Origin of the sequence: Ligilactobacillus acidipiscis (genome assembly GCF_900116935.1) — a bacterium.
Taxonomy (GTDB): domain Bacteria; phylum Bacillota; class Bacilli; order Lactobacillales; family Lactobacillaceae; genus Ligilactobacillus; species Ligilactobacillus acidipiscis.
Map to the genome: position 1 here is coordinate 448794 of NZ_LT630287.1, position 16465 is coordinate 465258.

Annotated in this window: 13 protein-coding genes and 1 pseudogene; 12 read left to right on the forward strand and 2 right to left on the reverse strand. The window is 39.1% G+C overall.

Annotation, left to right across the window (positions count from 1 at the left end):
* Positions 1-26: 26 nt before the first annotated feature.
* From BQ5903_RS02040 to BQ5903_RS02095, 12 genes and pseudogenes are all read left to right on the forward strand, one after another.
* Positions 27-869: a PTS mannose/fructose/sorbose/N-acetylgalactosamine transporter subunit IIC gene (locus BQ5903_RS02040; protein ID WP_010498745.1), complete on the forward strand. Its 843-nt coding sequence runs from the start codon at positions 27-29 to the stop codon at positions 867-869.
* 63 nt (positions 870-932) lie between these two features.
* Positions 933-1756, forward strand: a pseudogene (locus BQ5903_RS02045) (PTS system mannose/fructose/sorbose family transporter subunit IID).
* A 30-nt stretch (positions 1757-1786) separates the two neighbouring features.
* Positions 1787-3472 (forward strand): glycoside hydrolase family 13 protein, encoded by a 1686-nt coding sequence (locus BQ5903_RS02050; RefSeq protein ID WP_079578638.1) that lies wholly within the window; start codon positions 1787-1789, stop codon positions 3470-3472.
* Between the two features lie 476 nt (positions 3473-3948).
* Positions 3949-5334 carry a group II intron reverse transcriptase/maturase gene (gene ltrA / locus BQ5903_RS02055; protein WP_079579635.1) on the forward strand — a complete coding sequence of 462 codons (1386 nt, stop codon included), beginning with the start codon at positions 3949-3951 and terminating at the stop codon, positions 5332-5334.
* A 259-nt stretch (positions 5335-5593) separates the two neighbouring features.
* A complete protein-coding gene (locus BQ5903_RS02060; RefSeq protein WP_231920904.1) occupies positions 5594-6280 on the forward strand; it encodes a hypothetical protein in 687 nt (228 codons plus the stop codon).
* A 100-nt stretch (positions 6281-6380) separates the two neighbouring features.
* Entirely contained in the window at positions 6381-7691 is a 1311-nt protein-coding gene (locus BQ5903_RS02065) for an IS1380 family transposase (RefSeq protein ID WP_079578404.1), read from the forward strand.
* 216 nt (positions 7692-7907) lie between these two features.
* On the forward strand, positions 7908-8099 hold the full coding sequence (locus tag BQ5903_RS02070; protein WP_079578640.1) for a hypothetical protein: 192 nt from the start codon (positions 7908-7910) through the stop codon (positions 8097-8099).
* A 525-nt stretch (positions 8100-8624) separates the two neighbouring features.
* A complete protein-coding gene (locus BQ5903_RS02075) occupies positions 8625-9776 on the forward strand; it encodes a uroporphyrinogen decarboxylase/cobalamine-independent methonine synthase family protein (protein ID WP_010498765.1) in 1152 nt (383 codons plus the stop codon).
* Between the two features lie 128 nt (positions 9777-9904).
* Entirely contained in the window at positions 9905-10285 is a 381-nt protein-coding gene (locus BQ5903_RS02080; protein ID WP_010498774.1) for a hypothetical protein, read from the forward strand.
* A 255-nt stretch (positions 10286-10540) separates the two neighbouring features.
* Positions 10541-10888, forward strand: a complete 348-nt coding sequence (locus BQ5903_RS02085) for an Arc family DNA-binding protein (RefSeq protein WP_231920928.1) — start codon at positions 10541-10543, stop codon at positions 10886-10888.
* Between the two features lie 9 nt (positions 10889-10897).
* On the forward strand, positions 10898-11767 hold the full coding sequence (locus BQ5903_RS02090) for an SPFH domain-containing protein (protein WP_050955751.1): 870 nt from the start codon (positions 10898-10900) through the stop codon (positions 11765-11767).
* Positions 11768-11812: 45 nt separating this feature from the next.
* Positions 11813-12385 carry a heme biosynthesis HemY N-terminal domain-containing protein gene (locus tag BQ5903_RS02095; protein ID WP_056988048.1) on the forward strand — a complete coding sequence of 191 codons (573 nt, stop codon included), beginning with the start codon at positions 11813-11815 and terminating at the stop codon, positions 12383-12385.
* A 56-nt stretch (positions 12386-12441) separates the two neighbouring features.
* Here the strand turns inward: BQ5903_RS02095 and BQ5903_RS02100 are convergent, their stop codons facing one another.
* Both BQ5903_RS02100 and BQ5903_RS02105 read right to left on the reverse strand, forming a co-directional pair.
* Positions 12442-12837, reverse strand: a complete 396-nt coding sequence (locus tag BQ5903_RS02100) for a hypothetical protein (protein WP_010498788.1) — start codon at positions 12835-12837, stop codon at positions 12442-12444.
* Between the two features lie 12 nt (positions 12838-12849).
* Positions 12850-15480 carry a cation-translocating P-type ATPase gene (locus BQ5903_RS02105; RefSeq protein WP_010498790.1) on the reverse strand — a complete coding sequence of 877 codons (2631 nt, stop codon included), beginning with the start codon at positions 15478-15480 and terminating at the stop codon, positions 12850-12852.
* Positions 15481-16465 lie beyond the last annotated feature (985 nt).

The window sequence follows — 16465 nt, forward strand, 5'->3', positions numbered from 1 at the left end:
AAATAATTATTCAGGAGGTTTAAATAATGTTATATCAAGCTTTGGTTGTTTCTTTAGTCGTTTTCTTGACTGTTGGCGGCCAGGAACTCTTAGGTTTCACACAACTTGGCCGACCAATTGTTATTGGTCCGCTGGTCGGTTTATTACTAGGTGATGTTCAGACTGGTCTTTTACTAGGGGCTTCACTTGAAACTATTTTTATGGGCGTTGTCAATATCGGTGGTGCAAAGGTTGCTGAACCTGGTTTGGCCAGTGCTTTGGCTGTTGCTTTTGCAATCAATATGCATGGTGGCTTGGGCGTTGCTTTGCCGATCGCGATCCCGTTAGGTATTATTGGTGTTGAAGTTAAAACATTGATTTATGTTTTAGTAGTTGGACCATTTGCCAGTGTCTTTGACCGTTTGGCCGCTAGTGGACAACAAAAGAAATATACTGGATTACATTTTGGCTTGTGGACTTTACAATGGTTCCTTTATTCATTGATCCCATTTTTTGCTATTTTAGTTGGTTCAAAAGCAACCCAAAATGCTATTAATATGATCCCTGATACGATCGTTAATGGTTTGTCTGTGGCCGGCAACTTGTTGCCAGCAGTCGGAATGGCTATGTTGATGAAAATCTTGTGGGAAAATAATATTTCAGTTTATTATTTCTTAGGTTTTTTGATCGTGGCATATTTCAAGGTGCCTTTGATTGCTGTCGCTGTAATGGCAATTGTCATCGGTGTTGTTTCAGCACAAAATGATTTCAGAATGCATAAGATCGAAAAGAAAAATGCGGCACGTCCTGCAGTAGTAACAAACTCGCCAGATCAGCAGAATATAACAGAAAGTGCTGATGAGCAAGAAAATGATGATTTCTTTAGTTAACGGATATTGCATTTTTGTAATTTTTAACTAAAAATTATCGATTTAAAGGGAGGAACAACTTTAATGGCTGAAAAGAAAGAATTAACAGCAAAGGAAAATAAACTTTTACGACAAATGTATTGGCGTTCATTTACACTTTATTCAGCAGTTACACCTGCAAGCAAGGAGCTTCTGATTTTGAATATACGATGTTGCCATTTATTAACGAATTTTATAGTGATGAAGAAGAAAAAAAGCAGGCAATGGTGCGACATAATTCTTACTACAACAGTAATTTGGCTTTAGTTCCGTTTATTATGGGTGTTACCGCCTCGATGGAAAAGGAAAACTCTGAGACCGAGAACTTTAATACTGATTCTATTAATGCTATTAAAACCAGTCTGATGGGACCTTTAGCCGGAATCGGTGATTCAGTATTTTGGGGTGTTTTAAAGGCAATCGCTGCTGGTGTTGCTATTGGTTTAGCTAAATCTGGCAACATTTTAGCTCCAATTGTCTTCTTACTGATTTTTAACGTACCAGTACAGATCATTCGTTGGTATAGTGGGAAAATGGGTTATACGCTGGGATCTACTTATATTTCCCAGTTATATGAAAATGGTTTGATCAACATATTGACTAAGGCCGCAAGTACGATCGGTTTAATGATGGTTGGTGCCATGACAAGCCAAATGGTCAAGCTTAAGATCAAATGGAATATGGTTGTGGCTGGTAAGAAAGTGTTGGGAACACAAAATGTTTTGGATCAGATTTTTGTTGGGTTACTGCCCTTAGTAATTACGTTAGCTTGTTTTTATTTGATCAAGAAAAAGAATGTTTCCCTGAATGCCTTGATTTTTGCAAGCATTATTATTTCAGTTTTAGCTTCCTTAGTAGGGATCGTTTAGAAAAAAATATTAAGCAAGACGGAGGAAATTATGAATTCAGAATGGTGGAAAAATGCGGTAATTTACCAAATTTATCCTAAGTCTTTTAAAGACAGCAATGGCGATGGTTTTGGTGATATTAACGGTATTATTGAAAAATTACCTTATATTAAATCATTGGGTGTTGATGCGATCTGGCTGAATCCTCTTTATGTTTCGCCGCAAGTTGATAACGGCTATGATATTGCCGATTATCGCAAAATAGATCCGCGTTTTGGATCAAATGAAGATTTATATCATTTGATCCGTGAGGCACATCAGTTAAATTTAAAGATCATTATGGACTTGGTAGTGAATGGAACTTCTGACCAACATCAGTGGTTTAAAGAAAGTTGCAAATCAAAGGATAACTATTTTAGTGATTTCTACATTTGGAAAGATGCTAAAGAAGATGGTAGCGAACCTAACAACTGGGGTTCAAACTTTTCAGGTTCAGCCTGGGAATGGAATGAACAGCGGCAACAGTATTATTTACATTATTATGCCAAGGAACAACCTGATTTGAATTGGGAAAATCCTCGAGTTCGTGAAGCAGTTTTTGACTTGATGCATTTTTGGAAAGCAAGAGGTGTCGATGGCTGGAGAATGGATATCATTACCTCAATTTCTAAAAATCAGAATTTTCCCGATAATCCGGCTAAAAATGGTGAAAAATATGTTGTAGCTAATCAAGATAATGGGCCACAGATGCATGAGTTTATTCATGACATTGATCGAGAAGTGTTAAGTCCATTTAAGATGATGAGTGTAGGCGAAGCTCCAGCATCTAAAAGTATTGATGCCAGGCAGCTGGTCGACCCGAAGCGTGAAGAACTTGATATGGTTTTTACTTTTGAACATATGCATATTGATCGTAAACCAGGTGGCATAAATGGGCGCTGGGATGTGCAACCGGCAGATATCATTGCTTTGAAGAATATTTTAAGCGATTGGCAAAACTCATTACGAGATCATGGCTGGAATGCACTTTATTTTGAAAATCATGACCGCGCGCGAACACTATCTAGATGGGGCAATGATCACGAATACCGTTATGAGAGCGCCACAGCTTTTGCAACAGTGTTACATTGTTTACAGGGGACACCTTTTGTTTATCAAGGTGAAGAGATCGGTATGACAAATCCTGATTTTAAGCTGGAAGATTACGAAGATGTGGAGTTAACGACTAATTATCATCAATTTGTTGAGGAGCAAAAGACCCTATCGGCTGCTGACTTTTTGAAAGCTGCCCATAAGATCAGCCGTGATAATGCTAGGACTCCAATGCAGTGGAATGATGCAGTGAATGCTGGTTTTTCAGAGGCTAAACCGTGGTTTAAAATCAACACACGTTATCCTGAAATCAATGTTACAAAAGATCAAGAGAGTCAAAAATCAGTTTCCAATTATTATAGGAAATTGATCGAGTTGCGGCATCAAAATTTGATTTTGCGTGATGGCACTTATGAGCTGAAATTTGCTGACGATCCGGATGTTTTCGTTTACGAGAGAGTTTTGGGTAAACAAAAATGGACGATCATCGCAAATTTAAGTGAGAAGACGTTTGACTTGTCAGATTACTATACAGCTGATACTAAAACTAAGGTTTTGCTTTCTAATTACCAAAGGCAAGGATCTGGTTTAGGAGATGCAGCATTGAAACCTTGGGAAGCACTAGTATGCGAAAAGCAGATATAGATATACAAAAGATCGATCTATTTAATAGATCTGGTCTTTTTTTGTAAGTGCGCCCGGCATGGGCAGTAACTAGGCGGTGTAAGTCCGCTGTGAGCCGTAGTGGCCGGTATCACGAGTCGAAGACAAGGGTGTCTATCGTGAGGTAGAATCTGAAGGAAGTCCTAGACGAAACATCGAATCGATGAACAAGAAGTGGCTAAAAGGCTGGAAACGGTGGGATGAGATTGCTTAACAAATCGAAGTCCCTGACCACTCGAAACCGTCACAGTAAAGCCAACGGTTTGATGCGAAAGCTACTGCTCTTACCCGGGGAGGTCTGTCATGGTAGTTCTCTCAAGCTGGAAGTTATTTCTGGCAGGAACAGGCTCAATAGTAATGTTGAGTTGTCCATGACAGAAGTCAGCCGAGGCCATAGTAGCCAGTAATGGTGAAGGGCTGAACAACAATAATTTTGATTCATCCTGGAGGTGGAAACAATACGACAATCGCAGAAAACAGAAAATAAAGCTGACTACCTGCGGAGGGTAACCCTGGAAGGGTCAGAGCAAACAGGAGCGCGTAGCGTTGTTTCTGGTGAAAAGAGAACTCAAAATGGCTTATTACGTGAGAAGGTCTTAGACCGGAATAATTTAAATCGGGCCTTTGTCCATGTCAAGCGTAATAAAGGGGCTGGAGGAATTGACGGCATGTCCGTTGAGGAACTTGGCCCATACTTGAAAGAGAATAACGTAAAACTAATCGAGGCCTTGCGAACCGAAAGCTATGAACCCCAACCTGTCAAACGAGTTGAGATTCCTAAGCCAGATGGTTCGAAACGTCAGTTAGGAATCCCAACGGTCGTTGACCGTGTGGTTCAACAGGCGTTACAACAGCAACTGTCTCCTATTTTTGAAAAAGTATTCTCAGATAATAGTTATGGTTTTCGACCACACCGCAGTGCACAAAGTGCTGTGAAAAAGGTGGTTGCTTATTATAATCAGGGTTATCACTACGTGGTCGACCTTGATTTAAAGTCCTATTTTGACAATGTGAACCATGATTTACTAATTAAATTTGTTGAAAATTACATTAGTGAGCCATGGGTCTTGCATTTGATTCGTAAGTTCTTGACGAGTGGTGTTATGAATGGTCGATTTTTCGAGAAGTCCGCTAAAGGTACACCGCAAGGTGGCAATATTTCACCATTACTAGCAAATATTTATCTGAACGAGCTGGACAAAGAATTGACCAAAAGAGGACATAAATTTGTACGCTATGCGGATGACTGTAATATCTATGTTAAAAGTAAGCGTGCGGGTGAACGGGTTCTCAAAAGCATCACCCAGTTTTTAGAAAAGGAACTCAAAGTTGAAGTGAATGCAGAAAAGACGCAAGTCGGTTCTCCACTAAGACTGAAGTTTCTAGGTTTTTCTCTGGGTGTGGGACGCAATAGCGCCTACCCGCGTCCTCATCAAAAACCTAAACAGAGAATTAAACAGGAATTGACAAGAATCACCAAGAGAAGCCGAGGCGTCAGCCTTGATAGGATTCTGCATGAAATTAAGCAGAAAATGCAGGGCTGGATCCAATATTATTCCATTGGGAAGATGAAAACCTTTCTCCAACAACTAGACAAATGGTTGCGCTCGCGCATCCGCCAGTATATCTGGAAACAGTGGAAGAATATCGGAACCCGTTATAAAGCATTGATTAAACTAGGCTTGACACCCAAACAGGCGAAAATCTACGTCAATACTCGTAAGGGATACTGGCGCAACGCGCACAGTAAAACACTGTTGATGACCATAACTAATAAAAGACTGGCACAGCGTGGGCTAATAAATCTGTCCAAACTGTACCAGTCTATTCAAGCAAAAGCTTAAGTTGTTGAACCGCCGTATACGGTTCCGTACGTACGGTGGTGTGGGAGGTCGATAGTGTGAACTATCTCCTACCCGATTTTCAGATATTTTAAAAGAACTATATTTTGATTTAGTTGGAAAACATGCTGATTTAAATGTAAGCGGTGGTAAACTAGTTAATATCAGGGAAAGTTTGTTTTTATAATGGCTTTTAGATAAAATTAGTGTATAAAATATTTGCGGATATAAAAATTTCCCGAATAATAGGGGGTGCATTGAAATGAAACCAGAGTTAACTATTACTAAAGATTTAATTACCATTGATACTAAGTCAGCATTAAATGGCGAAGATATTTTACATTTGACAAATGCTCATGCCATCGACGATCGTACTGGCCAAGATTTAACGTCCAAACTACTGGTCAATATGGCTGATGTAAAAATAGGGCAAGTCGGAATATATGATGCCAACATTTCTATTTTAGATGAGAACGGAAATTTGCAGCCATTACGTCAGATCGCCATCAAAATTGTGGCCGCCGGTAATGGTAATGAGCAGGATTATTTTTCTCAGCCAACAAGACGCCAGACACAGTCCACACAGCAACAAGCAACTCCAAAATATGCTCAGCAACAGCCAGCTCAAAATCTGCAACAGGAACAAATGGATGCAAAAAAACCGCGGAAAAAGAAAAAACACTGGGGCAAAAAGATTTTTTATGTGATCTTGGGACTTTTGGCGATTTATCTTGTTTGGACAGGGATCAGTTATCATCAGACAAGGCAGCAGGTCGATGACCAAGGCAGACAGATCGGTGAACTACAGCGAAAAAATGATTCTTTAGGTGATCAACTGGATACAGCTAATACTCAAATCAAAGAACTACGCCAAAATTATAAAACAACTAAAGACCTGAATTATTCATACTTTTCCCTTAAGGACTACTTTTTGTTGTTGTCATGCTAGTTCGCATCTTTTTCGTTTTTCACCTGTTGGGTGTACAAAAAGAGCACATCCTGTGCTATTGTTAAGTCGTTGAAAACCACAAAGAACAGGAGTGCTCCTTATGTCAACTTTACATCATGAAAAACTTTTATTCAATGACCAGATCAACATTTCTAATGACGGTGGTGAGTTAGCGAACGATGCCGGAACTTTATTAATTGCTGAATTTCTGCACCAAATTCACTTTGACCAGCTCTTAGAAGATAACTTGCATTTTAAAGATGACCGTAAATATTGTACCTTTCCCTTGAACAATTTATTTAAGCAGTTGCTGTTGCAATTGCTGGCAGGATACTGCCAAGATCAGTCGGCTAATACCTTGTCACACGCCGTTGATTTTAAGCTGGTCTTGTCTCAAGCGGTCGCTTCCCAGCCGACACTTTCACGCTTTATCAATCACATTTCAGCGTCTGGGCTCTTTTCAGTCAAATCATTGCTCGGCTCGGTAGCTCACTTTGTTCTTGGGCAGCTAAATCAACATCAGCTGATCCTTGATCTAGATTCGACACATGCCGATACGTTTGGTGACCAAGAAAAGAGTGCTTATAACGGTCACTACCAGACCAACGGTTATCATCCTTTACTAGCCTTTGATGCTTTATCGGGCTGCTTGTTGAATGCTCAATTACGCCCCGGCAATCGCTATACTTCCCAAGGTGCGACTAAATTTTTATTACGGAGCTTACGGGCCTATGACGGATCTTCCCTGGATGTCTTAGTGCGGGGAGATTCTGGTTTCGCAGCTCCAGGGATCTACCATGCGTGTGATAAAAAGCAGGCTAAGTTCGTGATTCGTTTAAAAGCGAACTACCAGCTCCAAAGTCGGGCTGAGCACCTGATCCAAGTGGGTGACCAGGACTTCACCGAAGCTGAAGTCCAATGGCATGTCCTGCGAGACTATTGTCCTCAAAGTTGGTCACGACCTTATCGTGTGATTATTAAATCAACGCGGCCGGCGGGCAACTTTCTGTTTGACCATGAGTTTATCGTGACCAACTTGGAAGAATTAAGCGGTCCACAAGTCTTTGCCCTCTATCACCAACGCGGTTCCATGGAAGACTTGATCAAAGAAGTTAAACGTGGCTTTCACTTTGATAAAACGGACAGTTCTAGTTTTGAGGCCAATGAGTTCCGGATGCTGGTAGCTGGGGTCGCTTATAATATACTGCAAGCCATGAAGAACTTAGTTTTACCAACAAAGCTTAAACACGCTCAGGTCGGGACGATCCGTTTTAAATTACTCCATGTGGCAGCTAAGGTCACGCACCATGCGCGTCAAGTCTGGGTCCATTTATCTCAGACCAATGTGTTCGATAAATTATTTTGGCAGACACTGTTCAAGATTCAAAATCTAAAAATATATCCGCTGTGAACTCACAAAAAAAATGTTTTTCTTAGGGAAAGGGTGAAGTCTGTCCTTTTTTAAACAGTCCGACAACAAAACTAACAAAAAGCTGCTTTTTTTACACACTAAAGTAACTTTGCACAAAGTTTTAACTGCAACGAAAAGTATGAATAATTCAGGAAAGATGCTGTTAAAAATTATAAAAAAGATGAGGAAGGTTATCGGCAACAATATCTCAGCCAAATGCAGCAGGTATCGCAAAGTTTGGCCTCATTAAAGCAACAGTTGGATAATCAGACACAACAAAGTGGGCTCATCTATAGTATCTTGAATGGTCGCTTGGATAATTTGCAAACGACCGTTAACCAAATGTTGAGTGTCCAGTCCGCAGACCAAGCACAGAATGTTTTGAATAATTATAAGTGGTACAAGTAAGTTGAATATTTTTAAAAAGAGACAGGAAACATTGAATCGTTACAAAAGTTATTCCCTTTATTGGCATCAAGAAGTGATTAGTTCTGATGGTGGAAAAGTAAATGGATCGCTTGATAAAATACTATGTATTTTTTTAAATGAAGTTTAACTTGAAAATTCGTTGAATTAAGCTTATATTAACAGTTAATTAAAAGTAGTTTAGCCAGAAAATCTGCGGAGAAGAGTAGCTATTGGTTAAATATTCAGAGAGTCTGCGGTCGGTGAGAGCAGATATTGACTAATATTGAAGATGAACTCCAATTATTTTTCAGCAAGTTCACGCCTGCTGAACGGTAGGAACCGTTATTTTCCCTAGCTTGAGCTTGTTTTAAGCTGTTGAGTAATTTATGCGTAAGTATAATGAAAAACTGGGTGGTAACGCGAAGTATTCGTCCCTGCACGTGAAAAGTGTGCGGGAACGGGTGCTTTTTTGTTTAGAGATTTTTGACTATGATACTTAATATTTTAATATGAGGAGTGTTTGTAATGACAGTGAAAAAACATCAGTATTTTTATACTTACGATACAGTAGGAAGTTTTTTAAGACCGAATGATTTAAAAGAAGCTTATAATCAAGTGGATAATGGAGAAATCACTCAAGATGAGTTTAAGCAGATCCAACATGGTGCAACTAAAAAACTGGTGCAGCAAGAAATTACCCATGGATTGCATGTTGTTTCCGACGGTGAATATAATCGCAAAAACTTTTTTATTGATTTCTTGGCTGGTTTGAAAGGAGTCCAAGTGGTCCCTGATGGATTCAAATTGAATTTTAGCGGGCAAGAATTGGTTGATGATGGTCTAAAATTGGCAGGTAAATTCGAATATAACGCAAATCATCCATTCTTTAGCGACTATGAGTTCTTGCAAAGTATTATCCCTGCCGGAGTTCAGGCAAAAGTAACTATTCCAGCTCCGACTCCTTTGTTATTTGAGGGCGACTTTGCGGTGATCGCCAACTATTCTGATTTTTATGCTAGTCGTGAAGAGTATTTAGCAGATATTCTTAAAGTCTATCAGCAAACCATCGCACATTTTTATGAGTTGGGATTACGGTATATCCAGCTTGATGATCCTTGGTTGTTGGGAGTGACATTACCAATTGCCGGTCTGCAAGGTGATGAAAACACGGAACGGGTCACAAAATTAGAAGATGAAATAACTAGTTTGATTCAAAAAATTATTGCAGCTGCGCCAGATGACATGATATTTGCAACACATATTTGCCGCGGCAATTTTCACTCAGCTTCTTTAGGCGGAGGCACTTATGCTTCGATCACCAATGTATTGCAGGAATTACCGTATGATGCCTTCTTTATGGAATATGATGATCTAAAGACTGATGGTGATTTTGAACCGCTGGCGCGGATCCATCGTGCTCAGCCGCAGGCGGTTTTCGTACTAGGATTAGTAACTACTAAAACTTCACAGCTAGAATCTGAGCAAAAGTTACAACATAAAATTTTACAAGCGATGGATGTGGTACCACTGCATAATTTAAGTCTATCACCACAATGTGGTTTTGCTTCAACCAAAGAAGGAAATGACTTAAATGAGCAACAGCAATGGGACAAGGTTGATTTAGTAGTTCAGACCGCTCGTGATACTTGGAAAACAGATGCTTGCCGTTTTGATTGAGTATTGATACTCAAAATTTTAAGAATTTAAAATTCAGCCGTGCGTTAGCGAGCGGTTGTTTTTGTTTTGTCTGATTTTATTAATTTTTAACGCAGCAATGTTTATTCGTGGTAAAATTAACAGTAGATATGGATAACGAAAAAGAATTTATATTTGGAGTGATCTATTTGGCTAAGTTTATTGATTATTATCATAAAATACCCGCGACATTCGCCATCGTCAGTATGTTTGAATTCGTACTGTCGTTGGCGCTGATGATTTATTTGCCGCGGGAGATACCCATACAAATGACTTTAAATGCATTGAGTTTATACGGACAATCCAAATTATTGGTTTTTGTCTTCCCGGTACTTACGCTTTTGTTGTCATGGCTAGGTAATGATGAAAAGATCGGTAAAATTCAATCACCCGTTAAAGCAATGACTTTTGGCTGGGGGTTGAGTGTGATTCAACTGATCTTGACTATCGAAGCAGCAGTTTTCTACTTCGCAGTCTTTAATGTAATATAAGTGAATATTTTGTCGTGGTGACTTCTGCGCAAGGCAGAGGTCTTTTTTTGTCACTTTGATGATAAGACTTACTAATAAACCTTTGCATTATAGTGAGTTTTTCAGCGTTGTAGTGCAGAACTTGATCAAAGATAAAATCTCGTGTTGCAAAAGCCTGCTTAAAGTCATTTTTTACTGTAAAAGCAAACAAATTTACAAAATAGTAAATTATAGGTTATAATATCAATGTGATATCAAAAAGAAATGAAGAAGGTGATGACTTTGTCGACAAAAATGACAACCATTCGGTTTCCAGAAGACGTATATGAAAAGCTAAAAAAGCAAGCAGCTGCTAAGCATATTAGCATCAATCAGATGGTTGTTGAAAGTGTTCAGCAATTTTTGGAAGAATCAGCAACGACTAACTCAACCATGGAAAGTCGGTTAATACTAAATCAAGTTGTCAAACCAGATAAAATTTTTGCTGATAGTGGTTTAGTTTTAGTCAACGGGATCTACTATCGTTATTTAACCAGTGATAATCAGGTGATTCAAGCTGATACGCCATATCTTGTGGTTGAAGCCGTCGGAAATATTTTAACGATCAAACCAATTCAGAAATGAGGTAATATTATGCCGTTAGGACTCAAAATCGTGCCCCAAAATTGTCAGGGGTTAGTAGAAATGTTTGGAAAATATAAGCACACGGTCGAATCAGGACTGCATTTTTACATTCCCTTTATCCAGGGGATCAGAACAGTCAGTTTGGCAATGCAACCTATCGAATTGCCGCATTATTCAATTATTACTAAGGATAACGCTGAAGTCTCGACTTCAGTTACTTTGAATTATCATGTTACTGATTCAATGAAGTACGAATATAATAATACAGATTCAGTCGAATCGATGGCACAGTTAGTTCGTGGCCATTTGCGCGACATAATCGGACGGATGGAACTAAATGATGCCTTAGGTTCTACCGCGCGTATCAATGCGGATCTTGCGTCTGCAATCGGGGATTTGACTAATACTTACGGGATCAATGTTGACCGGATCAATATTGACGAGCTATTGCCCTCAGCTGAGATCCAGCGTGCAATGGACAAACAATTAACAGCTGACCGGGAACGGATCGCTGCTATTGCTCAGGCACAAGGGGAAGCAGAATCGATCCGGCTAACCAATGAAGCACAAAATAATGCTTTAATGGCTACCGCTAGTGCTCAAGCCCAGGCTACCAAAACCCGAGCAGATGCCGAAAGATATCGTATTGACACCGTTCAAGCCGGTTTGAGTAGTACTGATGATCGTTATTTTAAGAATCAATCGATCGCGGCATATAGTCAGTTAGCAAAATCTCAAGCTAATATGATTGTGGTACCTAATGATGATAGTAGTAATTTCGGTCAAGCTGCAGTTTTGGCTCAAGCAATAAAAAAACGGAACGATTCGAGTTTCTCTAAGCATTTTAAGCAAAAAGAGAACAAAAAGCAGACAGAATAATTAGCTAGCAATCATAAAGATTGCAACAAGCAAGGAGGCGACCAAATGTCAGTGATCAGTGTGATTTTCATATTAGTCCTAATGTTTGTGATTTTTGGCATTGTAATTTGGCTGGTTCAAAAAGTTAGCAGGCTCTTTCAAAAGTGGAATAATGTATTTTCAAATAGTTCCTCTCAAATGCCCCCTAAAAATGATTTCCATGCTGCTAAAAAAGTTTCACGAAAATCAAATAGTAACAATTTAGCTGGCAAAATGGTGCGCCAGCAAAATCGTAAGAGTAAACGTCAGCGAACTAAGGTGCTCCCATCTGAGAGTAATGAAAGAGGTATTCAGTATAGCCCAAATGGACCGCTATTTCATACAAGGCATTATCGCACTTCTCATATCACGGATGATCTTGTGAATGATCCTCATAGCTATCGCACAAATAATAAGACTTATGGTAGTGAGAACTTTGATAATTATAATCAGAGCAAACAGAGTGGGAAAAACAAGAAGCAGACTGGTAAGAAGTCTGGTAAAAACAAGACAATGATGGATTCAATTGCGGATTCATACGCAGAAAGCATGAAATATTCTGAAGGATACCAACAAGCTGTGAAACGTAGTAAAAAATAAAAAACTCTAACTGTTTTCACTCCCACTAATTAGTGGGAAAACAGTTAGAGTTTTTCTTATTCAGAATTAGCGTCTTTAAGTGGTACTAATTTTGCCTCGCCATAATAATGCTTGGCAAATTTGTTCGTGGGTTTTAGTTTATAAGATCTGGCAGATTTTTGAATCTCAAAGTTCTTAATTGGTGCCCTATGGGAGACACCGCTTTTTTTACCCATAATAAGTTGAGTGGAACCGTTTGGTTTCTTTTTGATCTTATAACCATAAGTTTGGCAATTGTCGCCTTTGATGAATGTAACGTGTTTTCCATCAAACATTACTGTTGAAGGTGGTTGCTTTACTTGTTGCGCTGTAAATTCCCATTTTTGGCTTTCTAAATCTTTTGAAATCGAAGCACCACAACCTGCTAAATTAACGAGTAACACTAACATGACAAAAATTTTGAGATAAATCAACTCATCACATCCTTACTCTGATAAAGCTAGTTCTGTTTCTCTTCTTAAGGTCCAACGTTTGTTGATTTCTAGTAGAATAGCGGGTATGAAGACACTGATTATGACAAAGACCCAGGCAAGATCGGACAGGGCAGTAAAGCCGAAAACTCCTCTTAAACCAGGAATTGTGGCGATTGAGACTACTACTAGCATGGTTAGGCCTAAGCTAAAGTTTAATGCGGTATTATTGGCAAAAGTCTGCAAAGAAAGAGGTTGCCGTGATTTAATCACGTAAATATCGATCATTGAGCCTAAAGCTAAAACCAAGAAGAGCATTGTACGTGCGAAATGTATATCTGAATTTGAAAGTACAAATTGTCCAAGGCCGAAGATCATTAGGGTCAAGATAGTGAAGACAACAGCCCGAAAGCTGACTCTTTGTGCTAGACCATCGGCAAAAATACTAGTTTGTCTGTTGATCGGTGCTTTTTTCATGTTGTTGCCTTCGGATGGTTCACGACAAATATAGAATCCTGGGATACCATCAGCTAACACGTTGATCAATAAGAGTTGTTCGGCTAACAAAGGCGAACCCCAACCCATTGCAACTGCAAAGATCATCATAAATAATTGAGCAAAGTTAACACCGATCAAGAATTCGACAGCTTTAAGGATATTTTGGTAGATCGTTCGCCCTTCTTCGACAGCTGTAACGATCGTTTCGAAATTATCGTCTGTTAAGATCATGTCAGCAGCTTGTTTAGAAACATCCGTTCCGGTGATTCCCATTGCTATGCCAACGTCGGCTGCTTTAATTGCTGGTGCATCGTTGACTCCATCGCCTGTCATCGCAATAGTTGAACCGTTTGCCTGCCATGCTTTGACGATCCGGATCTTATCTTTCGGTGAAACACGAGCGTAAACTTTAATATTTTTAATATTTTGCTGTAATTCTTCATCGCTCAGGTCATTCAAATGAGTACCAGTCATGACCTGATCATTTTTTTCGGCGATCCCCATTTGGACTGCAATTGCTTTTGCAGTTTCAGGATGATCACCTGTGATCATCAACGTAGTTATTCCAGCATTTTTAGCTTTTTCGATGGCGGAGATCGCTGCCGGACGCGGCGGATCGATGATCCCGATCAGACCAGCTAATTTCACTGGGATTTTAGTTGCATCAAGTGGTCCAGTCGGTTTTTCATCTAAGAGAGTATAACCGACCGCTAGGACACGTAGGGCTTCTCTAGCAAATTGTTTATTAACACTTTGAACTTGCTTATTTTCATTATCACTTAATTGGACAGGAAGACGGTCGATTGCTCCTTTTACGATCAAAAGATATTTACCATAAGGAGTTTTATGCAGCGTTGCCATCAATTTTTTATTGGAATCAAATGGATCTTCGTCTATTCTCGGGTAGTCTTTTTCCAACTCGGCACGTGTTGTCTCTGCTTTTTGCAACCAGTGAATGATAGCTAACTCTGTTGAATCTCCCAATTCCACTTTTTGACCATCAACTTCTTTGACCTGTGCATCGGTAGCTAACCCCATAAATCTCATTAGCTGAAATTCTTTGGAATCTTTTGAAATGATAGTGGAAGTTTCTGCTGGGGCATTTTGTGGGACCCAGTATTTAGTGACGGTCATTTGGTTTTGAGTAAGAGTACCAGTTTTGTCAGATGCAATAACATCAATACTACCAACCGTTTCTACTGAATTTACCCGACGCATGATCGCATTTTTTTTCGACATTTTGATAACACCATAAGATAAACTGATCGTGACAATGATCGGCAGTGTTTCAGGGACAGCAGCAACTGCTAGGGAAACTCCCATGATCAAACCAGATGAAAGATCAAATCCGCGGAAGAAAAAACCGATGATAAAAATCAAGACTCCACCGATCAATGCCACAGATGTCAAACTCTTCGACAATGAATCTAATTTTTCTTGAAGGGGAGTTTTTTTCTTTTCAGTTTCGTTGAGCAAACCAGCGATGGAACCAAGTTCGGTATCCATTCCAATTGCAGTTACTACCATTAGCGCATTTCCAGAAACGACTCCAGTTCCGGAAAAAGCTTCGTTAAATCTTTGGCTGAGTTCTTTGGTCAGTTCTTGTTCAGCACTGTTTTTTTCAACTGGTTCACTTTCGCCAGTTAAAATCGACTCGTTGATCGTTAAGTTATTGGCTGTTAGCAAGCGACCATCAGCCGGGACTTGATCTCCCGCACTTAAAATTACAATATCGCCAACGACCAAATCTTTTGATTCAATTGTTTGTCGTATTCCGTTTCGAATTACGGTCGATTCGCGAACATTCATGTCTTTTAAAGCTGCCAATGCCTTCTCAGCGCTTTTTTCCTGGTAGATACTGATAGAAACATTTAAAATCAGAATACTACCGATAATCAGCGGTTGGCTCCACTTTTCAGAGCCGGTCGCCGCCAGATAGGTGGATAAGATAACAGCAAACAGCAAGACGAGTGAAGCAACATCTGATAGATGAAGAGCTACTTGCTTAAAAATATTATCTTTTTTACCCTCTTGTAATTCATTGAGTCCGTTCTGTTTTCGTTTAGTGACTTGTTCAGTAGTCAATCCTTGCTCACTTGTTTTATAATGAGCAAGGATTTGCTTATTGGTCGACTTTTCTTTCGACATAGGATCATCCTTTCAATTTAGATAGTCGTTAAAGCTGGTACCTTTCGTAAAGCTGTCAAATTAAGTTAACAAAACTTGTTTAGCAGTAATAAGATCACTAGCCATTTTCATAAAATTGAAACGAAATTAATACAGCAAAAGAAGTGTATTTAGTAAAACTAATATTAGTGAGAGGTTGGTCAAAGTAACGTGTAGTGCACTTTAAAAAAGTGGATCTAAGCTCACTGGCAATGTATCAGAGTTAGAATTATCCCAGAAATGACCGAAATTAAATATTTTTCAGTGGTGTATGCGGGCTAGAAAAATGCAATTTTAGCAGCGAGAATAAAGTAGTTAATGAGTCACTGGGTTTGAATAAACCAGCTGAAAGAATATACAAAAAAGTGCAGGTATCTCGTCTGTTGATCAGGAAAATATCTGTGCAAAATAACTCTGTTATAACAACAAAGATAGGAAACAGGAGATTTAAAAATGTAATTCTTAAAGCACACGGAGTGCAACTGCTGTCTGTTGTGAAATTAAATTGAAATTAGTTTAAGAGAGGTTAAATTCGGGTGAATTTAATTCTTTCAGTGAAAATGGTAGATCTGTGAACGTGATTGGTCATGCAGCAATGCAGTGATCAAATTAGAAATGAACTTTCAGAAATGATGTGCAAGTCGTTCAAACGCTTTGAACAGCTTAGCAGTTGAAAGAGATTCAACTTTACATAATTAACCGTACCATTGTTCAGGTAAGTCTGTCAAATTTTACGTTTAAAATTTTAACAAATTGTTAGTCAGGAAGTAGGTTGCTATATGAGCTATATTTTGCGTACGGGTTTAACCCGTGGTAGTTGACTACTAGGCGATGCTGCAAAAATATTTGACAGGGACAAAACTAGTGAACCGTTCTTAAATTTTGATAAATTTGAAACAGCATTTTTCATATGCAGTCAAACCAAATTAATTTTAGTTAACAAAAAACATTCAGTAAATTTATGACC